This window comes from Microbacterium sp. G2-16M (assembly GCF_055809115.1).
Window position 1 is genome coordinate 2478741 of sequence record NZ_CM147897.1, and the last position, 19010, is coordinate 2497750.

Here is a 19010-nt window from a genome sequence, read left to right on the forward strand (position 1 = left end):
GTATGGGCGACCCGGTCGAATTCCTGCGCGCGTGCGCACCCGGCACCCGGGTGACGGTGCGCCGCCGCATCGACAGCGGCTACACGGACGCACTCGGCTACCTGCGCGAGATCACCGACGACACCTGCGTGGTGGACACCCGCCGCGGCCTCGTCGAGGTGCCGCTGGATGCCGTGACCGCCGCGATCCGCGTGCCCGAGCCGCCGACCACGAGGAGACAGCAGGGATGACGGCAGAGATGACAGCGTTCGACGCGATCACCGAGGACCGGCTGCGCGAGATCGGCGGCATGAAGTGGTCGCTGTACCCCGAGGCGACCGGGATGTTCGTCGCCGAGATGGACTTCGGCGTCGCCGAGCCGGTGCGCGCCGCGGTCCAGGGCGCGGTCGACGACGCACTGTTCGGCTACCCGCCGCCGCGCATCGTGGACGCGCTGTCTGCGGCCTGCGCCGCCTGGCAGCGCGACCGCTACGGCTGGGACGTTCCGGCCGAGCGCGTGCGTCCGCTCGCGGACGTGCTCACCGGGCTGACCGCCGCGATCGAGCTGTTCACCGCTCCCGGGAGCGCGATCATCCTGCCCACGCCCGCCTACATGCCGTTCCTCACGGTGCCGGCCACGGTCGGCCGCGAGGTCATCGAGGTGCCGATGCTCATCGAGGACGGCGAGCTCGTGCTCGATCTGGACGGCATCGACCGCGCGTTCGCCGCGGGCGGCGGCATGCTCATCCTCTGCAACCCGCACAATCCGGTCGGCCGCGTGTACCGGCCCGACGAGATGCGGGCGGTCGCCGAGATCGTGGAGCGCCACGGCGGGCGGGTGTTCTCGGACGAGATCCACGCGCCGCTGGTGTACGAAGGCACCCGCCACACTCCGTACGTGTCGGTCTCGCCGATGACTGCCGCGCACACGATCACCGCGGCATCCGCCTCGAAGGCATGGAATCTGCCGGGGCTGAAGTGCGCGCAGCTCATCCTCTCCAACGACGAGGATGCCGCGGCCTGGGCCGACTCCGCGAAGGCGCGCTTCATCGAGCACGGGGCCAGCATCCCCGGCATCCTCGCCAACACGGCCGCGTACACCGACGGCGGCCCGTGGCTGGCCGAGGTCCTGGACTATCTCGACGGCAGCCGCCGGCTGCTCGCCGAACTCGTCGCCGAGCATCTGCCCGGGGTCGTCCACCGCCCGCCCGACGGCACCTACCTGGCCTGGCTGGACTGCCGCGCGCTCGACCTCGGCGATCACCCTGCCGCCTTCTTCCTGGAGCGGGCGCAGGTGGCGTGCACCGACGGCGCGGACTGCGGGCAGGTCGGCGCCGGGCACCTCCGGCTGAACTTCGCGACACCCCGCCCGATCCTGCGCGCCGCCATCGAGCGGATGGGCCGGGCCCTGTCCGCCCGCTGAGCCCGGGCCGCGTCGCGGACTATATGACTCTGCTGTGGCTTTCACCACCCCTGGTACACACCTGCGCCACAGGAGTAGCGTGACGGGCGGATCGCCGGCGACGGCGCCGGCGGCATGAGGAGTTGTCATCATGTCAACATCAGAACAACCGCTGCGTTCACACGTTCCCGAGGGCCACATCTCTGCCCCGCCGCCGGCCGCGTTCGGCGATCCGGCCGGTCTGGGGCTCGCCGCGTTCGCGCTGACCACGTTCGTGCTCAGCACCTTCAACGCCGGATGGTTCCCCGAAGCGGCCTCCAGCGTCGTGCTCGGCCTCGCCCTGTTCTACGGCGGCGCCGTGCAGATCCTCGCCGGCCTGTGGGAGTTCGCGAACCACAACACGTTCGGGGCGGTGGCGTTCTGCTCGTACGGCGGTTTCTGGATGTCGTTCTGGTATCTGCTGACGGCGACCAAGCTGCCGGCCGACAGCGCGGGATCGGCGATCGGCATCTACCTCCTGGCCTGGGGGATCTTCACGCTGTACATGGCGATCGCCGCCAGCCGCACGAACGTCGTGGTGCTCCTGGTGTTCATCGCGCTGACGCTGACCTACTTCGCACTGGCGGCCGGCGAGTTCGCCGGATCGTCGACCTGGACGATCATCGGCGGCTGGCTGGGGATCATCACCGCGATCTTCGCCTGGTACGGCTCGTCCGCCACCGTCACCAACTTCACCTACAAGCGCACGCTGCTCCCGCTGTGGCCGCTCGCGCCGGCTGCGCGCTGACCGCGGAAGGAGACATCGACATGTCTGATGAGAGCAGCACCATCGCCAACCTGATGCACGAGGCGCGGACCTTCCCGCCGCCGGCCGAGTTCGCCGAGCAGGCCAACGCCCGGCCCGACATCTACGATCGTGACCCCGACGAGTTCTGGGAGACCGAGGCGCGGAACCGGCTGAGCTGGTCCACCCCGTTCACGGCACTGAAGGAGGGCGCCGTCCCGTACGTCACCTGGTTCACCGGCGGCAGGCTGAACGCCTGCTACAACTGCGTGGACCGGCACGTGGAAGCCGGCAACGGCGACAAGGTCGCGTTCTACTGGGAAGGGGAGCCGGCCGACGACAAGCGCACGATCACCTACGCCGATCTGCAGCGCGAGGTGGTGCGCGCGGCCAACGGCTTCGGCAGCGCCGGCATCACCCGGGGCACGCACGTCGCCGTCTACATGGGCATGGTGCCCGAACTGGTCGTGACGATGCTCGCACTGGCCCGCCTCGGCGCGCCGTTCACCGTGGTGTTCGGCGGGTTCAGCCCCGACTCGCTGGCCGGTCGCATCGACGACATGCAGTGCACGCACGTGATCACCCAGGACGGCTCCTGGCGTCGCGGCAAGGTGGTCGATCTGAAGTCCAACGTCGACACGGCGGTGGCCGGATGCCCGTCGGTGACCACGACGATCGTGGTGCGCCGCACGGGCAACGACGTGGTGATGGCCGAGGATCGAGACCTCTGGTGGCACGACGTGATCGCCGGGCAGAGCGAGGATGCGGCATCCTGCCCGTGCGCCGAGATGGACAGCGAGGATCTGCTGTTCGTGATGTACTCCAGCGGCACGACGGGAAAGCCCAAGGGCGTGATGCACACGACCGCCGGCTACCTGCTGGGCACGTCCACCACGCACAGCTACGTCTTCGACATCAAGCCGGAGAGCGTGTACTGGTGCGCGGCCGACATCGGCTGGATCACCGGGCACAGCTATATCGTGTTCGGTCCGCTGGTGAACGCGACCACCTCGGTGATGTACGAGGGCACCCCCGACTTCCCCGAGCGGGACCGGTGGTGGGACATCATCGAGCGCTACAGGGTGACCGTGCTGTACACCGCCCCGACCGCCGTGCGCACGCACATGAAGTGGGGCACGCAGTACGCCGACAAGCACGACCTGAGCTCGCTGACGGTGATCGGCTCGGTGGGCGAGCCGATCAACCCCGAAGCGTGGATCTGGTACCGCGACACCATCGGCGGCGGGCGCACGCCGGTCGTCGACACGTGGTGGCAGACCGAGACCGGGATGATCATGATCACGCCGCTGCCCGGCGTCTCCACGCTGAAGCCGGGCGCCGCGCTGCGCCCGTTCCCCGGTGTGACCGCCGAGGTGCTCGACGAGGAGGGCAACGCCATCGCGCCGGGAGGCGCCGCCGGCTACCTGACTCTCACGAGCGCCTGGCCGTCGATGCTGCGCGGCCTGTACGGCGACAACGAGCGGTACGAGCAGGTGTACTGGAGCCGGTTCCCCGGTCGCTATCTCGCCGGCGACGGCGCACGCGTCGACGCCGACGGCGACTTCTGGCTGATGGGCCGGATCGACGATGTGATGAACGTGTCGGGGCACCGGCTCTCGACGATCGAGATCGAGAGCGCCATCGTCGACCACCCCGAAGTGGCCGAGGCGGCCGTCACCAGCCGGCCCGACGAGGTCACCGGCCGGGCGGTCGTCGCCTACGTCACGCTGAAGGGGGACGTCGAGGGCGACGCCGCGAAGGCGTCCGAGCTGCGCGACCACGTCGCGAAGGTGATCGGTGCGATCGCGAAGCCGGCGAACATCGTGTTCACCCCGGAGCTGCCCAAGACCCGGTCCGGCAAGATCATGCGGCGGCTGCTGAAGGATGTCGCCGAGAACCGCACGCTGGGCGACACCACGACGCTGGCCGACCCGACCGTCGTGGACGAGATCCAGCGTCGTGCGGCGGCGATGGCCAGCCAGGAGGAGTGAGCGGGCTCAGCGGAGCCGGTCGCCGACGAAGCGGGGGCGGCCGGCGAGGATGCCGGAGAAGAACATTCCGACGATGCCGATCACCACCACCATCAGGGCGATGGCCCACGAGCCGGTCGCATCGTGCAGCACACCCACCAGGACTGGTCCGAGCGAGGCCAGCAGGTAGCCGATCGACTGCGCCATCCCGGACAGGGCGGCGGCCTGATGGTGGTTGCGCGTGCGCAGGCCGAACAGCGACAGCGCGCTGGTGATGGCCGCGCCGCCGGCGATGCCCAGCAGCATCACCCACAGCAGACCGAGCGCGGGCAGCAGCATCTGCCCGACGATGCCCAGCATCGCCACCACCGCCAGCACGGCGTTCAGTCCGCTCTGGCTGCGCAGCCGATGCAGCAGCCACGCGCCGGACAGGCTCCCGGCGATGCCGAACGCCTGGAACACGAACTGGTGCACGCCCGCGGTCGCCACGCTCACCCCGGCATCGTGCTCGATCGTTGGCCACCACGTGATCACCGTGTAGTACACCGTGGACTGCAGGCCGAGGAACACCGTCACGAACCAGGCCAGCGGTGAGCCCCACATCGATCCGACCTGCGCGGGGGCGGCCGGGGCATCCGCCGCGGCCACGGCCGCGGCATCCGCTGCCCGATCGTGCCGGCGGCGGATCTGCGGCAGGAACACGGCGAAGCCGATGAGGCCCAGCGCCGCCCAGACGCCGAGCGAGAGCCGCCAGCCCGCCGGGGTCAGCCCCGCGATCGGCACCGCCAGCCCGGCCGCGAGCGCGGCCATCGTGCTCTGCGCGGCCGAGTAGATGCCGGTCATCGCTCCCACGCGCGCCGGATACTCGCGCTTGACCAGGGCCGGGATCAGCACGTTGAGCATCGCGATCGACATGCCCAGCACAGCGGTGCCCACCCAGATCGCGCCCGGGACGGGCATCGAACGCAGGACGATGGCCCCCGCCAGCACCAGCACCGAGCCGCCGAGCGACCACTCCAGCCCGATGCGGCGGGCCACCAGCGGGGCGATCGGCGAGATCACGGCGAACCCGATCAGCGGAAGGCTGATGAGGAAGGATGCCGCGGCCCCGCCGATCCCGAGGTCGGCGCGGATCTCGCCCAGCACCGGGCCGACCGAGGTGATGCCCGCGCGCAGGTTCATCGCCAGCAGCAGGACCCCGGCCAGGATCAGCCCGGAACGGGCCACCGCGTCCCCGCGGGAGGAGAGGGAGGCGTCGGGCACCGTGCCAGGCTATGCCCCGGCCGCGGGGCCCGGCGAATCCGCCGGAGCGGAGCTCCGCTCAGTCGATCCGGGACCGATCGCCCAGGCGATGCCAGGTGCGGTTGTGGTAGACGAGCGCGTCGCCGTGGGCACCCGGCTCGACGTCGCGCGAGACCCGCGACTGCAGGGCGTGCGCGGCGATCACGGTCGAGCCGCCGGCATCCATCCGCCCGATGACCGCGCAGCGCACCCAGGCCCGCACGCCGTGATAGACCGGCTCGCCGGTGGTCAGACGCGACCAGGCCGAGGCGTCGGCGAACCGGTCGACGCCGCTGGTGGCGGCCAGGGTGGCCAGCGGCAGATCGTGCGCATCCAGCAGGTGCACGATGACCGTCTCGGCACGCGCCAGCACGGGGGATGCCGAGGACTGACCCGAGATCGAGAAGATCAGCAGCGGCGGCTCGGCGCTCACCGAGGCGACGGATGTCGCGGTCAGCGCGACCGGCCCGTCGCCCGCGTCGGCGGTGATCACCGCCACGCCGCCGGGATGGCCGCGGAACAGCGCCTTGAACTCGGCCGCCGACAGCGACATCCCGAAGGCGTGATCGATGGTCGGTCCGGGGCGCGCAGCGGGAGAGGCCATGGCAGGACGCTATTCCGGTCGCGCGCTGTCGGGGGCCTCCCTGTCACTGCATGACCGCAGATGACGGAACATGACGTTCCGCCGGGGGAGACGCGGCGTCAGGTGCGGTTGCGGCCGCTGATCACCCGGAACAGGAAGGCGATCAGGGCGATCACCCCGACGATCAGCGCGACCCACAGCAGCCACTGCAGCGCAGCGTTCAGCCCGCTGACGATCGCGACGATGATCGCGACCACGATGATGATGATCAGGGCGATGTTCATAGCAGCATCTCCTCGTTCCGTCCGCGGAATGGATCCGCGGTCTGGACCCACCGTGGCAAACGCGGACCCTCCCCGCAAGGGGGCGCACCGGAGCGGGGGAGAACCGGGCTGCCCGGCCGGGACGGGGACTCGCGGCGAACGCACATATGCCCGCGTGGAATACTGAGCCGAGCGCGGCCCGCGCCGTGCCGTCGTGCCGTCGCATCCCCCTCGATCGAAGGTCTTCCGTGTCGAAGCTCGCCGTCCTGAGCCTGCGCAACCGCGCGCTCATCGCCCTCGTGACGATCGTCGCCGCCGTGTTCGGCTCGCTCGCGCTGGTGAACCTCAAACAGGAGCTCATCCCCTCGATCGAGTTCCCCCAGCTGGTCGTCGTCTCCACCTACCCCGGCGCCTCGCCGGCCGTGGTCGAGAACGACGTGTCCACCCCGATCGAGACCGCGATCCAGGGGGTCCCGGGTCTGGAGCAGACCAGCGCCACCAGCACGACGAACTCGTCGATCGTCCAGGCGCAGTTCACCTACGGCACGAACCTGGCCACCGCCGAGCAGAAGATCTCGCTGGCCATCGGCCGGATCAAGGACTCGCTGCCCGACGGGGTCGATCCGAACGTCATCTCGGCCAGCATCGACGACTTCCCCGTGATCCAGCTCGCCGTCACCGGCTACGACGATCAAGAGGCGGTGCAGTCCCGGCTGCAGTCCACCATCGTGCCCGAGATCGAAGACCTGCCCGGGGTCAACGCCGCGCAGATCGTCGGCGGCCGCGGGCAGCGGGTGACCATCACCCCGGACGACGACAAGCTCGCGGCATCCGGCTTCACCACCCAGGCGATCAAGGACGCCCTCGCGCAGAACGGGATGCTGTTCCCCGGCGGCGACATCACCGAGGGCGGCAAGACCCTCACCGTGCAGACCGGCACGAAGCTCGACTCGGTGAAGCAGATCGCCGCGCTGCCGCTGGTGCCCACCTCGCCCGCGCAGGCGGCCGGCGGCGAGCAGACGATCTCGGATGTGGCCGATGTCGTGCTGGGTCAGGACCCGGTCACCACCATCTCGCGGGTCGACGGCAAGGATGCCCTGACGCTGGCGATCACCAAGCTGCCCTCGGCGAACACGGTGGACGTCTCCAAGGCCGTGCAGGACGCGCTGCCCGATCTGGAGAACAAGCTGGACGGCGCCACGTTCACCGTGGTGTTCGACCAGGCGCCCTACATCCAGCAGTCGATCGACGCGCTCGCACAGGAGGGCCTGCTCGGCCTGCTGTTCGCCGTGATCATCATCCTGATCTTCCTGCTGTCGGTGCGCTCCACCCTCGTCACGGCGATCTCGATCCCCACCAGCGTGCTGATCACCTTCATCGGCATCCAGGCGTTCGGCTACTCGCTGAACATCCTCACGCTCGGCGCGCTGACCATCGCGATCGGGCGGGTGGTGGACGACTCGATCGTGGTGATCGAGAACATCAAGCGACATTACGTCGAGGGCGCCGACAAGCTCACCGCGATCATCCGCGCCGTGCGCGAGGTCGCGATGGCGGTCTCGGCATCCACCATCACCACGGTGGCGGTGTTCCTGCCGATCGCGTTCGTGGGCGACATGACCGGCGAGCTGTTCCGCCCGTTCGCGCTCACCGTGACGATCGCGATGGTCGCCTCGCTCCTGGTGGCGCTGACGATCGTGCCGGTGCTCGCGTACTGGTTCCTCAAGCCGGGCAAGGCGATCACCGACGCCGCCGGGGCCCCGATCGACCCGGAATCGCCGGATGCCCCGCCCTCCCGCCTGCAGAAGTCGTACCTGCCGATCCTGCGGTGGACGCTCAAGCACTCCTGGGTGACGGTGCTGCTGGCGATCCTGGTCCTCGGCGGCACGGCGGCCCTGGCCCCCCAGATGAAGACGAACTTCCTCGGCGACTCGGGCCAGAACACGTTCACCATGACGCAGGACCTCGGGCAGGCCGCCTCGCTGGACGTGGAGAATGCCGCGGCGAAGAAGGTCGAGGACGCGCTGAAGGACGTGGACGGCATCCAGACCGTGCAGGTCTCGATCGGATCCTCCGGCTCGGCGCTGCGGGATGCGTTCTCGGGCGGCGGCAGCGGCGTCACCTATTCGATCACCACCGACCCCGCCGCCGACCAGGAGAAGGTGCGCGCGGACGTCCAGGCCGCGGTCGCCGACCTCGACGACGTCGGCACCCTGACCGTCTCGACCTCGGGTGGCGGATTCGGCTCCAGCGACGTCGAGATCGACGTGACCGCGCCGGACGGCCAGACGCTGAACACCGCGACGGACGCGGTGGTGGATGCCGTGACCGGCAAGGACGGCGTCGGTCAGGTCACCACCAACCTGTCGGCCTCGCTGCCGTACATCGCGGTGGAGGTCGACCACGACAAGGCCGCAGCCCTCGGTCTGAGCGAGGTCGCCGTCGGCGGGCTCGTCTCGAACACGATGCAGGCGCAGTCGATCGGGACCGTCGACATCGACGACACCGGTCTGACCGTCTACCTCGCGGCATCCGAGACGCCGGACTCGCTCGACGCGCTGAGGGCCATGACCGTGCCCACCGCGACCGGTCCGGTCCGGCTGGACAGCGTCGCCACGGTGAAGCAGACCACCGGCCCGACCTCGATCAGCACCGAACGCGGCGTGCGCACCGCCACGGTGACGGTCACCCCGTCCACCGACGACCTGACCGCGGCATCCGCCACCATCAGCACCGCCCTGGAGACCGTCGACCTGCCCGAGTCGGCCGACGCCCAGATCGGCGGGGTGCTCTCACAGCAGGGCACCGCGTTCTCGCAGCTCGGCCTGGCGATGCTCGCCGCGATCCTGATCGTCTACATCGTGATGGTGGCGACCTTCAAGTCGCTGCGGCAGCCGCTGCTGCTGCTGGTGTCGGTGCCGTTCGCGGCCACCGGCGCGATCCTGCTGCAGCTGGCCACCGGCGTCCCGCTGGGCGTGGCATCCCTCATCGGCGTGCTCATGCTCATCGGCATCGTGGTCACCAACGCCATCGTGCTCGTCGACCTGGTCAACCAGTACCGCGTGAAGGGGCTGTCCGCGCACGACGCGGTGCTGGCCGGCGGCTCTCGGCGACTGCGCCCGATCCTGATGACGGCGCTGGCGACCATCTTCGCGTTGACCCCGATGGCGCTGGGGATCACCGGCCACGGCGGGTTCATCTCCCAGCCGCTGGCGATCGTGGTGATCGGCGGGCTGATCTCGTCCACCGTGCTGACACTGCTGGTGCTGCCCACGCTGTACAACCTGGTCGAGGGTGCGCGCGAGCGCCGGACGGCGCGGCGGGCGGGACGGGCCGCGGGCGCGGCGAGCGACACCGAGGCGGTGCCGGAGGACGTCCAGGTCGGCGTGGGTACGGCATCTGTCTCATCCGGGACGACCCGGCGCACGACGGCGTCCGACGGGAGCGTGGTCGACCACGGCGGAGCGGTGCAGGAGCCGTTCCTGGGCGGGTTGCCGCCGGCGGCGCCGATCCAGTTGAACGAGGGCAAGCTGCGGCGGGAGCGGCGGACGGGGCGCGAGGACTGAGCCGTCCGGCGCGCTTGCGCGAGGGTGCGGTGCAGCCGGGTGGAGAACACGCCCATCCAGCCGAAGATCAGGACGAAGCCGACCAGCTCGAGGGCGGCCAGGGTCAGTCCGCCGCACAGGAACACGGTGATCGCCGCGACCAGGACGATGCCCACGCCGAGGGTGACGCGCAGCATCAGCGCCGAGTACTGGCGTCGCCGGACGGCGACCACGATCAGCAGCCCGAGGAATGACAGCATGATCCCGGAGGCGGCGCGGTCGTGCAGGAATCCGTTCACGTTCAGCGGGATCGCGCCCACCGCCGCCAGATGAAGCCCGGCCGAGGCGACGAAGGCGCTGAAAAGCCGCGAGCGCTTGACGCCCCGCAGGTCCTGGAGGGCGTGCATGTCGCGGCGCAGTCGGACGGCGAGGACCACGATGAGCAGGCCGGTGGCGCCCATCGTGGCATTGAACACATCGCCGGAGAAATCGCGGAAGGTGCCCAGCTCGCTGAAGTGGAGCTGCCACCAGCTGCGGTCGGGTGTCGTCACGATCGACAGCGAGGTGCCGAGCGTGAGGAACGCGATGACGATCCCCGCCAGGGCGGGACTGGTCATCGCGGCGCGCACGTCGAACGTCGGAGGGTGTATGTCGCCGGAAACGGGTGTCGGCGGTACGGGTAGAAGCAGAGCCATTCGGGTAGCCCACAGTGTTCGGGGCGCCTCATCCGCCCCCGGCCCCCTGGCTCCCCAGCCTCCCGGTAACGTATGCGGCGCCGGGTAGCAGTCGTCCCAAAGCTCCCCAGCACGACGGCAAGCCGTCGAAACGATATTATGCGCGTTCTCCTGAGAAAAGCACCCTTCCGCGATATCCGATGTTTCGGGGAGCGCCGGCCGGGGCTGATTTCGGGCTGCCCGGCCTCGGCCAGGCGAGCTCACAGGTCGGGGCCGCTAGGCTGGATCGGTCGGCTCGAGACACCGCGGTGAACGCGGGTGGGTTTGTGAGTCTCAGGGGCCGATGGTGAGCGTCGATCGACGCACATGACCATCACATGAATGGCCCCGGCCGACGGATGTCCGGGCAGCCCGAGCGACGATCTCGGGCGCTGTTCTCGTGCGAGAGAACCCAGAAGGACACTCCCATGCCCAAGAACAAGAAGCCCGCCGGCGGACGTCCGGCGCAGAACTTCGACCCCCGCTACGCGAGCGCCGCCAAGCGCCGACCCGGCGACTCCTCCACCGGCAAGCCCGGCAGCCGCAGCCCGCACCACCGCGGATACCGGCCGGCCGAGTCGGAGGGCGCGGAGCGCAAGCAGCGCTGGACCGCCCAGGAGCGCGCCGGACGCGACGAGGCCCGCAGCATCCGCGGCGGCGCCGAGCGACGCGACCGCGCGCCCCGATCCGATGATCGGACCGCGCGTTACGGCGACCGCCCGCAGTGTTCCTATGCGGAGCGCCCGCAGCGTTCGCAGGATGACCGGCCCCAGCGCTCTTACGGTGACCGCCCGCAGCGTTCCTATGCGGATCGCCCGCAGCGTTCCTACGCGGACCGGCCGCAGCGTTCGTATGGGGACCGCCCGCAGCGTTCGCAGGATGACCGGGGTCAGCGCTCCTACGGTGACCGGCCCCAGCGTTCCTACGGGGACCGTCCGCAGCGCTCCTACGCGGATCGCCCGCAGCGCTCGCAGGATGACCGGCCCCAGCGCTCCTATGGTGACCGGCCGCAGCGTTCGTTCGGGGATCGCCCGCAGCGTTCGCAGGATGACCGGGGTCAGCGCTCTTACGGTGACCGGCCCCAGCGTTCCTACGGGGACCGGCCGCAGCGTTCGTATGGGGATCGCCCGCAGCGTTCGCAGGATGACCGGGGTCAGCGCTCCTACGGCGACCGACCCCAGCGTTCCTTCGACGACCGTGGCGAGCGTCGCACGGGACGTCCGGCCGAGCGCTCGACCTTCCGCGACGACCGGCGCGAGCGTGCGCCGTTCCGCGACGACCGGCGCCCGGCACGCGACGCGTCGCGTGCACCGCAGCGCGACGCGAAGCAGGAGCAGCAGGTGGACGTCGTCCACGAGCGCCTGCAGGCCAACGCGGTGCAGGCCGACGAGGGCGCGACAGCGTCGTTCGCCGACCTGGGTCTCGGCCAGAACATCGTGAGCGCGCTCGCCGACCTCGGCGCGGCGCATCCGTTCCCGATCCAGGCGGCGACGATCGCTCCGATCCTCGAGGGCAAGGACGTGCTCGGCCGCGGTCGCACCGGCTCGGGCAAGACGATCGCCTTCGGCGCTCCGCTGGTCGAGGCGCTGCTGCGCGCGCAGGCCGGCCAGAAGCGTGAGTTCGGCCGTGCACCCCGGGCGATCATCCTCGCTCCGACCCGCGAGCTCGCGCTGCAGATCGACCGCACCGTGCAGCCGATCGCCCGCAGCGTGGGCCTGTTCACCACCCAGATCTACGGCGGCGTGCCGCAGGCGCGCCAGGTCGGTGCGCTGAAGAAGGGCGTCGACATCGTGATCGGCACCCCCGGCCGCATCGAAGACCTCATCGAGCAGGGTCGACTGGTTCTCTCCGACATCCACTCCGTCGTCCTGGACGAGGCCGACCACATGTCCGAGCTCGGGTTCCTCGAGCCGATGCAGCGGATCCTGCGGCTCGTCCCGAACGGCGCCCAGAAGCTGATGTTCTCTGCCACGCTCGACCGCGAGGTCGCCGCGCTGGTCGACGAGTTCCTCGTCGACCCGGCCGTCTACGAGGTCGCCGGCGAAGACCAGGCCTCGAGCACGATCGACCACCGGGTGCTCGTCATCGACCACCGCGACAAGGCCGAGATCCTCACGTCGCTGGTCGATCGCGAGGGCAAGACGCTGGTGTTCGCCCGTACCCGCGCCTACACCGAGATGCTCGCCGAGCAGTTCGAGGATGCCGGGATCCGCGCCGTCGCCCTGCACGGCGACCTGAACCAGGCCAAGCGCACCCGCAACCTGAAGCGTCTGACCGACGGCAAGGTGGACGTGCTGGTGGCGACGGATGTCGCGGCCCGCGGCATCCACGTCGACGACATCGACCTGGTGATCCAGGCCGACGCGCCGGACGAGTACAAGACGTATCTGCATCGCGCGGGCCGCACCGGCCGTGCCGGGCGCACCGGAACGGTGGTCACGATGATCCCGCGCCAGCGTCGCCGGCGGATGACCGAGATGCTCGACCGCGCCGAGATCGACGCGCCGTTCGACGAGGTCCGCCCCGGGGACGACCTGCTTGAGGAGCTCGCCGGCCGCCAGGTCGACCCGGTCGCCTCCTAGCGGGGCGGGTGGGCGCGCTCTCACGGAGCGGGAAGAGGGGTTCCGTCCGAGCGAGGTCTCTGCCAGGATGGGGCGCGAGCGTTTGTCAGGACGGCGTGCGTTACCCGGCGCAGGCGTCCGGCTCGGACCCGGTTGCCCGAGCGCGCGCAGCCGAAGGAGCTTGTGGACGTGTCCCCCCGATTCACCGCAGCGGTCACCGCTGTCGTGGGCGTGCTGGTCGGCGGGGCACTCATGGCGGCCCCCGCGGCGGCGTCCTCCGCTCGTGCCGCCGCCTCCGAGCAGGCGGTGACCACCACGCTGAACGGCTACCGCAACGTCGGCTACTACGGCGGGTGGCAGGCCACCGGTGACGCCAAGGCCACCGTGAAGAAGCTGTTCGTCGACACCCCGGCGGCCAAGAACATCACGCACCTGAACTACGCGTTCGGCAACATCGCGGGCACGCAGAAGGCGCTGGATGCCGCACGCACGGCGGGCGCGCAGGGCCTGGACGACGTCGAGCCCGGCACCTGCTTCGTCTCGGATCAGGCCGCCCCGGCCGCCGGCCAGACCGACGCGGCCGGAGACGCGGGCAACGATTTCGTGCGGGCGTACTCGGCGGATGAGTCGGTGCTGGGCGTGGCCGACACGAAGACGCAGAAGCTCGCCGGCAACTTCAACCAGCTGCGTGAGCTCAAGCGCCTGTACCCGGATCTGAAGATCAACATCTCGCTGGGCGGCTGGTCGTGGTCGAAGTCGTTCTCGACCGCCGTGGCCACCCCCGAGAGCCGGGCGGCGCTGGCGAGCAGCTGCATCGACCTGTACATCAGGGGCAATCTGCCGACCATCGACGGGCGTGGCGGCGACGGCGCCGCCGCCGGGATCTTCGACGGCATCGACCTCGACTGGGAGTGGCCGGGAGCGCCGGACTGGGCGCAGGAGGTCGGCAACACGGTCGATGAGCACAAGGATGCCGCGAACTTCCTCGCCTTCGTGAAAGAGCTGCGCACCCAGCTGAATGCCCTCACCGCCCAGACCGGTTCGCCGTACCAGATCTCGGCGTTCCTGCCGGCGAGTCCGACCGTGATCACCGCCGGCGGCTGGAATGCCGCCGACCTGTTCCAATACCTCGACTACGGCAACCTGCAGGGCTACGACCTGTGGGGGTCGTGGGCCGACACCACCGGCTACCAGGGCAACATCCACGGCGACTCGGCGCACAACTGGAACCTCGGGCTCGACACGATCGTCGCCTCATACACCGACGCGGGCGTCGATCCCGCGCAGCTGAACCTCGGCATCCCCGCATACGGCCAGGGGTGGAAGGATGCCACGGCCCAGCCGTGGGCGCCGGGTACCGGCATCCCCCAGCAGTCCTGGGACGCGCTGAAGGATCGGAAGCTCCAGATCCATCACGACTACACCGCCGAGGGCGACTTCAACGCGACGTGGGGATTCGACCCCGCCACGAAGGAGTTCTGGTCGTTCGACGACCCGTTCGCGGTGGCCGAGAAGACGACCTGGGCGACCGCGCAGGGACTCGGCGGCATCGACTTCTGGGACCTCGCCCAGGATGTCGACGGCAACCTGTCGTCGGCCACGGCGACCGTGCTGCGCCACGCCGACCGCGGCCCGGTGAGCGGCTCGCCGGCTGTGCTCTGCCAGAACACGCCGGATGCGGCATCCCACGCCTGGAACGCGCTGACCACGTATCACTCCGGTGACCGCGTGTACCTCGACGGACACGTCTACGAGGCCCGCTGGTATGCGAAGCGGCAGGTGCCGGGCGCCTCGAACACCGGCCCGTGGAGCACCCTGACCGCATGCGGGGTGAATCCGTCGACCGTGCAGCCGTGGTACGCCGACCGCGTCTACAACACGGGCGACAAGGTCACCTTCCGCGGGGCGACGTACACCGCCCGCTGGTGGACGCGCGATCAGACGCCCGGTCCCGTCTGGGGTCCCTGGCAGCGCTGACCCGCCGTTCCGCCCGGCATCCATCCATTCACCACGCGAGATCGGGAGGATGTCTCGCGTTCGCGTCTGTCATGAGACATTCTCCCGATCTCGCAGGGGCATGGATGCCGCAGGGGCATGGATGCCGCGGGTGAAGTGGATGCCGCGGGTCAGCGGGCCGCCAGCGCGCGCGAGATCCGTGCGGCCAGGGCAGTGCAGTCGGGAGAGATGTCGTCGTGGCCGACGAGCAGGGTCTTGTATCCGGCATCCTCGAACATCTGCACCCGGGTGAGATCCTTGAGCCAGCGGGACCGCGAGACGCGGTGCTCGTCGCCCTGGTACTCGATCAGCAGCCTCGCCCGCGGCCAGCCGAGGTCGGCGTGGAGCACCCCGACCGGTGTCGCGACGGGCACCTGCACGTCGGGTTCGGGCAGCCCGCGGTCGACGAGACCGAGACGCAGCAGGGTCTCCATCGCCGAGCCGACCGGGTGCCGTGCGCGGGCCAGGGCCGCGCGCATGACCCGCGTGCCGCGGCCGCGGCCGCGACGGGCGACGGCGTCGGCGAGCTGCTTCGCCGTGCAGATCGGATGCCACCTCCGACCGTCGTAGGTCCCGCTGAGGAGATGATCGGCGACCGCGACCAGCCATTCCTCGCCGAGACCGTCTTCCGGCGGCAACGTGGCGAGCTGGCACCAGGCCTCGTGCGCGGCGACGATCGGCAGGCCGCCGCGCACTTCGCGTTCGATCGCCGCGTCGGAGCTTCCCCAGCTGCGGACGCCTGCACGCTCCAAGCGATGGTGCGAGCCGATGACGAGCACGTCCAGGTCGTCGGCCGCATCGTCGCCGTCGGGGAGCGGACCGCCCCGCAGCCTGACGGCCGTCCGATGACTGAACCAATGGTCGGGTCGCATCACCGGCAGCAGCGTCTCGCACCGCTCGGTGAGGCTGCTCAGATCGACGCCGTTCGTGTAGACGCCGTGGAACGGATGCCCGAGGTCGGCGTGTGCGAGACGTCGACGCGAGACGCCGGCCTGACGCGCATCGGCGTAGGTGAAGGTCGATCCCAGCGGTTCGTCCGGAAGTCTGCGCGGCATCCCTCGATCATCGCGAAACCGGCCGATTGCGTGCGGCGGTTATCCACAGGCTGAAGTCGATGGATGTGCGAGATCGGGGAAATGTCACGAACGCCGGCGTGCGGCGGGACATCTTCCCGATCTCGCGTGGAGAAAGCGGGAGTCCGGAGGCTGCGGGCAGGAAGAGTGGTGGGTGGGAGGCCGGAGGCTGCGGGCAGGAAGCGTCGCGGGTGGGAGGCCCGAGGCGGCGGGCGGGAAGAGTTGCGGGTGGGAGGCGGAGGAGCAGGAGGAGTGGCGGGTGGCCGGTTCAGAAGAGCCGGTCCGCCTCGACGGCGCGGCCGCGCGACGTCGTGACGACCGCGGCCCGGGCCGCCGCGGCCGACGGGGCCGATGGCCGGCGCGGCGGATCGTCCTCTTCGGCGTGGCCGCCGAGCCCGTGCACGCGCAGCAGGGGCCGGACCCGCTTGTTCAGCCAGGTGCGATACCCCTTCGGCGCGTAGGCGGAGGCGCCCGGGTACAGCCCGCGATACGACGACACGAGCTCGGGATGCTCGCGCTCGAGCCACTGCAGGAACCACTGCTTCGCTCCGGGCCGCAGGTGCAGCGCGCCGAAGACCACGCGCACCGCTCCGGCGGCCCTGATCCGGGACAACGCGTCATCGAGCTGCGGGATGGAGTCGGTCAGGTGCGGCAGGATCGGCATCAGGAACACCGTCACCGCGAACCCGGCGTCGGTCGCCGCCCGCACCGTCTGCAGCCGCGCCGTCGCGGTCGGAGTCCCCGGCTCGATCGAGTGCTGCAGGGCGTCGTCGAACACCGCGATCGACATCGCCAGCGAGACGCGCACGCGGGACGCGGCGTCGGTCAGGATCGGCAGGTCGCGGCGCAGGAGCGACCCCTTCGTGAGGATCGAGAACGGCGTGCCCGAGTCGGCCAGCGCGGCGATGATGTCCGGCATCAGCCGGTACCGGCCCTCGGCGCGCTGGTACGGATCGGTGTTGGTGCCGAGCATGACCGGCTCGCGTGCCCAGCTGCCGCGGGCCAACTCGTGCCGCAGCACCTCGGCGACGTTCACCTTCACCACGATCTGCGAGTCGAAGTCGTGCCCGGCGTCGAGGTCGAGGTACTCGTGCGTGCCCCGAGCGAAGCAGTATGCGCATGCATGGCTGCATCCCCGATACGGATTGACGGTCCAGTCGAACGGCATGGCCGACATGCCGGGCACGCGGTTGAGGGCGCTCTTGGCCATCACCTCGTGGAATGTCATGCCGACGAAGTCGGGCGTGGTCACCGAGCGGACGAACCCGTCCATGCGGTCGAGGCCGGGCAGCGCGGCGACATCCACCGCTCCCAGCTCCTGACCCTGCCACCGCATGCTCCCATGGGAACAGAAATACGAACGCATGTCAAGCAGCGGAATCCGACTCTCGAAGAGCGCGCGTTCTCCTCGCATCCTCAGGCCGAGCGGGGCAGAATGGGGCGGGTGACGGTTCCCGACCCGCACGACCCCCCGATCGATCGTGCCCCGATGACGCGGCGTGCGCTGCGCGCCGCGCACGAGAGGGCGGATGCTGCGGCCGAGACGCCGACTGCTCCGATTCCGATCGTCTCAGCCGGTTCCGACATCCCGTCGCATCCGCCGATCTTCAAGCCGCCGCCCCCGCCGCTGCGCGCGCAGACCGCGCCCGTCCGCACGCGTCCGGTGCCGCTGATCGCCATGCGCCCCGCCGAGGCGAGCCGGCCCCGGCACGCCCGGCGCCCCCGGCACCGCGTGGCAGCCCGGGTGGCGATGGCTGCGGCATCCCTCCTCGTCATCGGCGGCGGGGGAGCCGCCGGCGCCCTCGCGCTGAGCCCCGGCCCCGCCGACCAGCCGATCTCGGCAACCGCAGACATCACCGCCTCGAAGCTCCTGGCTGCCCCGACCGAGACCGCCGCCCAGGCCCCGACCTCTGCCGCCCGCACGCCGAGCCCCATCACCGGTCAGGTCGACGGGACCGTCGCCGCCCCGGCATCCCTCGCCCTGTGCGAGACCCCGAGCTTCACCAAAGCCCTCGCCGCGCACGACGATGTCGCCGCGATCGCGACGGCCGGCGGCGGCGAACGGTTCCGCACGGCGGTCGTCGACGGGCAGGCGCCGTGTGTGTCGTTGTCCGACCCGACCCGGTTGTGGACCGTGGTCGACAAGACCCGACCGTTCGAGCCGGTCGACTACACGCCGTCGCCCGTGCGGGGGCCCGTCGACGTGCGCAGCATCGAGGGTGACGGGCTGCGGGCGGATGCTGCGACCGCCCTGACCCGGATGGTGAAGGCGGCGAAGGCCGACGGCGCCGGCGAGATCGCGTTGGAGAGCGGGTATCGCTCGTACAAGACGCAGCAGAGTTCGTACGGGCAGCAGGTCCGGATGCGGGGGACGGCGAAGGCCGACCTGGTCAGCGCGCGCCCCGGGTACAGCGAGCACCAGTCCGGGCTCGCGGGTGACCTCGTGCCGTGCGACGGCGGCACCTGCGGCACGCTCGATGACCTGGCCGGGACGCCGCAGGGCGACTGGATCGTCGACCACGCGTGGCAGTACGGCTGGATCATCCGCTACGAGAAGGGCCACACCGACGTCTCGGGCTACCTGCCCGAGCCGTGGCACCTGCGCTACATCGGCATCGACTTGGCGAAGGCCTACCACGACGGCGGCTGCCACACGCTCGAGGAGTTCTTCGACCTGCCGGCGGCGCCCGACTACGCGGGCTGACGCCGGTCGTTTGTGGACTCCGGTGCGGCCGGGGCGCGGCATCCGTCGTTTCCTTGTCGGTGGCACTGAATGCCATCGACGATGACACTGGATGCCGCGTAGGATCGACGTGCCGCGGCGCGGCAGCGCGCCGCCCATTGAACACTCGGTGAAGAGA

The 19010-nt window shown here is 70.5% G+C and carries 13 protein-coding genes and 1 pseudogene; 8 read left to right on the forward strand and 6 right to left on the reverse strand.

Annotated elements, in window-relative coordinates; genetic code table 11:
• Positions 1–2 precede the first annotated feature (2 nt).
• The 4 genes from AC0L6F_RS11810 (at position 3) to acs (ending at position 4156) form a co-directional block, all read left to right on the forward strand.
• A complete protein-coding gene (locus tag AC0L6F_RS11810; RefSeq protein ID WP_259610943.1) occupies positions 3–230 on the forward strand; it encodes a hypothetical protein in 228 nt (75 codons plus the stop codon).
• On the forward strand, positions 227–1402 hold the full coding sequence (locus tag AC0L6F_RS11815) for a MalY/PatB family protein (protein ID WP_473538035.1): 1176 nt from the start codon (positions 227–229) through the stop codon (positions 1400–1402). The genes AC0L6F_RS11810 and AC0L6F_RS11815 overlap by 4 nt, the downstream gene beginning before the upstream one ends.
• Before the next feature lie 130 nt (positions 1403–1532).
• Complete coding sequence (locus AC0L6F_RS11820) at positions 1533–2168, forward strand: acetate uptake transporter (RefSeq protein WP_473538036.1); 636 nt, start codon at positions 1533–1535, stop codon at positions 2166–2168.
• A gap of 20 nt (positions 2169–2188) precedes the next feature.
• Positions 2189–4156 carry an acetate--CoA ligase gene (gene acs / locus AC0L6F_RS11825; RefSeq protein ID WP_473538037.1) on the forward strand — a complete coding sequence of 656 codons (1968 nt, stop codon included), beginning with the start codon at positions 2189–2191 and terminating at the stop codon, positions 4154–4156.
• Positions 4157–4162: 6 nt separating this feature from the next.
• Here the strand turns inward: acs and AC0L6F_RS11830 are convergent, their stop codons facing one another.
• The 3 genes from AC0L6F_RS11830 to AC0L6F_RS11840 form a co-directional block, all read right to left on the reverse strand.
• Positions 4163–5398 (reverse strand): CynX/NimT family MFS transporter, encoded by a 1236-nt coding sequence (locus AC0L6F_RS11830; RefSeq protein WP_473538038.1) that lies wholly within the window; start codon positions 5396–5398, stop codon positions 4163–4165.
• Positions 5399–5456: 58 nt separating this feature from the next.
• Positions 5457–6020 (reverse strand): flavin reductase family protein, encoded by a 564-nt coding sequence (locus AC0L6F_RS11835; RefSeq protein WP_473538039.1) that lies wholly within the window; start codon positions 6018–6020, stop codon positions 5457–5459.
• Between the two features lie 98 nt (positions 6021–6118).
• Positions 6119–6283, reverse strand: coding sequence for a hypothetical protein (locus AC0L6F_RS11840; protein WP_259610947.1), 165 nt, complete (start codon positions 6281–6283; stop codon positions 6119–6121).
• A 227-nt stretch (positions 6284–6510) separates the two neighbouring features.
• Here AC0L6F_RS11840 and AC0L6F_RS11845 point away from each other — a divergent pair, with 227 nt between their 5' ends.
• Complete coding sequence (locus tag AC0L6F_RS11845; protein WP_473538040.1) at positions 6511–9828, forward strand: efflux RND transporter permease subunit; 3318 nt, start codon at positions 6511–6513, stop codon at positions 9826–9828.
• A gap of 101 nt (positions 9829–9929) precedes the next feature.
• Here AC0L6F_RS11845 and AC0L6F_RS11850 read toward each other — a convergent pair.
• Positions 9930–10502: pseudogene (locus tag AC0L6F_RS11850) on the reverse strand (DUF998 domain-containing protein); the annotation flags it as partial.
• A 446-nt stretch (positions 10503–10948) separates the two neighbouring features.
• Here AC0L6F_RS11850 and AC0L6F_RS11855 point away from each other — a divergent pair.
• Together AC0L6F_RS11855 and AC0L6F_RS11860 are read left to right on the forward strand one after the other, a co-directional pair.
• Positions 10949–13102, forward strand: a complete 2154-nt coding sequence (locus AC0L6F_RS11855) for a DEAD/DEAH box helicase (protein WP_473538041.1) — start codon at positions 10949–10951, stop codon at positions 13100–13102.
• A 168-nt stretch (positions 13103–13270) separates the two neighbouring features.
• Positions 13271–15058: a glycosyl hydrolase family 18 protein gene (locus tag AC0L6F_RS11860; RefSeq protein WP_473538042.1), complete on the forward strand. Its 1788-nt coding sequence runs from the start codon at positions 13271–13273 to the stop codon at positions 15056–15058.
• Positions 15059–15207: 149 nt separating this feature from the next.
• On the opposite strand, the gene AC0L6F_RS11865 is transcribed toward AC0L6F_RS11860, so the two are convergent.
• Both AC0L6F_RS11865 and AC0L6F_RS11870 read right to left on the reverse strand, forming a co-directional pair.
• Positions 15208–16131, reverse strand: coding sequence for a hypothetical protein (locus AC0L6F_RS11865; protein ID WP_473538043.1), 924 nt, complete (start codon positions 16129–16131; stop codon positions 15208–15210).
• A gap of 286 nt (positions 16132–16417) precedes the next feature.
• Entirely contained in the window at positions 16418–17485 is a 1068-nt protein-coding gene (locus AC0L6F_RS11870; protein ID WP_473538044.1) for an Rv2578c family radical SAM protein, read from the reverse strand.
• 108 nt (positions 17486–17593) lie between these two features.
• Here AC0L6F_RS11870 and AC0L6F_RS11875 point away from each other — a divergent pair, with 108 nt between their 5' ends.
• Positions 17594–18853, forward strand: a complete 1260-nt coding sequence (locus AC0L6F_RS11875) for a M15 family metallopeptidase (protein WP_473538045.1) — start codon at positions 17594–17596, stop codon at positions 18851–18853.
• The last annotated feature ends 157 nt before the right edge of the window (positions 18854–19010 follow it).

Bases quoted from the DNA above. Each gene is read 5' to 3' on its own strand.
- AC0L6F_RS11810 (WP_259610943.1), top strand. From the start codon at position 3: ATGGGCGACCCGGTCGAATTCCTGCGCGCGTGCGCACCCGGCACCCGG.
- AC0L6F_RS11815 (WP_473538035.1), top strand. From the start codon at position 227: ATGACGGCAGAGATGACAGCGTTCGACGCGATCACCGAGGACCGGCTG.
- AC0L6F_RS11820 (WP_473538036.1), top strand. From the start codon at position 1,533: ATGTCAACATCAGAACAACCGCTGCGTTCACACGTTCCCGAGGGCCAC.
- acs (WP_473538037.1), top strand. From the start codon at position 2,189: ATGTCTGATGAGAGCAGCACCATCGCCAACCTGATGCACGAGGCGCGG.
- AC0L6F_RS11835 (WP_473538039.1), bottom strand. From the start codon at position 6,020: ATGGCCTCTCCCGCTGCGCGCCCCGGACCGACCATCGATCACGCCTTC.
- AC0L6F_RS11840 (WP_259610947.1), bottom strand. From the start codon at position 6,283: ATGAACATCGCCCTGATCATCATCATCGTGGTCGCGATCATCGTCGCG.
- AC0L6F_RS11855 (WP_473538041.1), top strand. From the start codon at position 10,949: ATGCCCAAGAACAAGAAGCCCGCCGGCGGACGTCCGGCGCAGAACTTC.
- AC0L6F_RS11865 (WP_473538043.1), bottom strand. From the start codon at position 16,131: ATGCCGCGCAGACTTCCGGACGAACCGCTGGGATCGACCTTCACCTAC.
- AC0L6F_RS11870 (WP_473538044.1), bottom strand. From the start codon at position 17,485: ATGCGGTGGCAGGGTCAGGAGCTGGGAGCGGTGGATGTCGCCGCGCTG.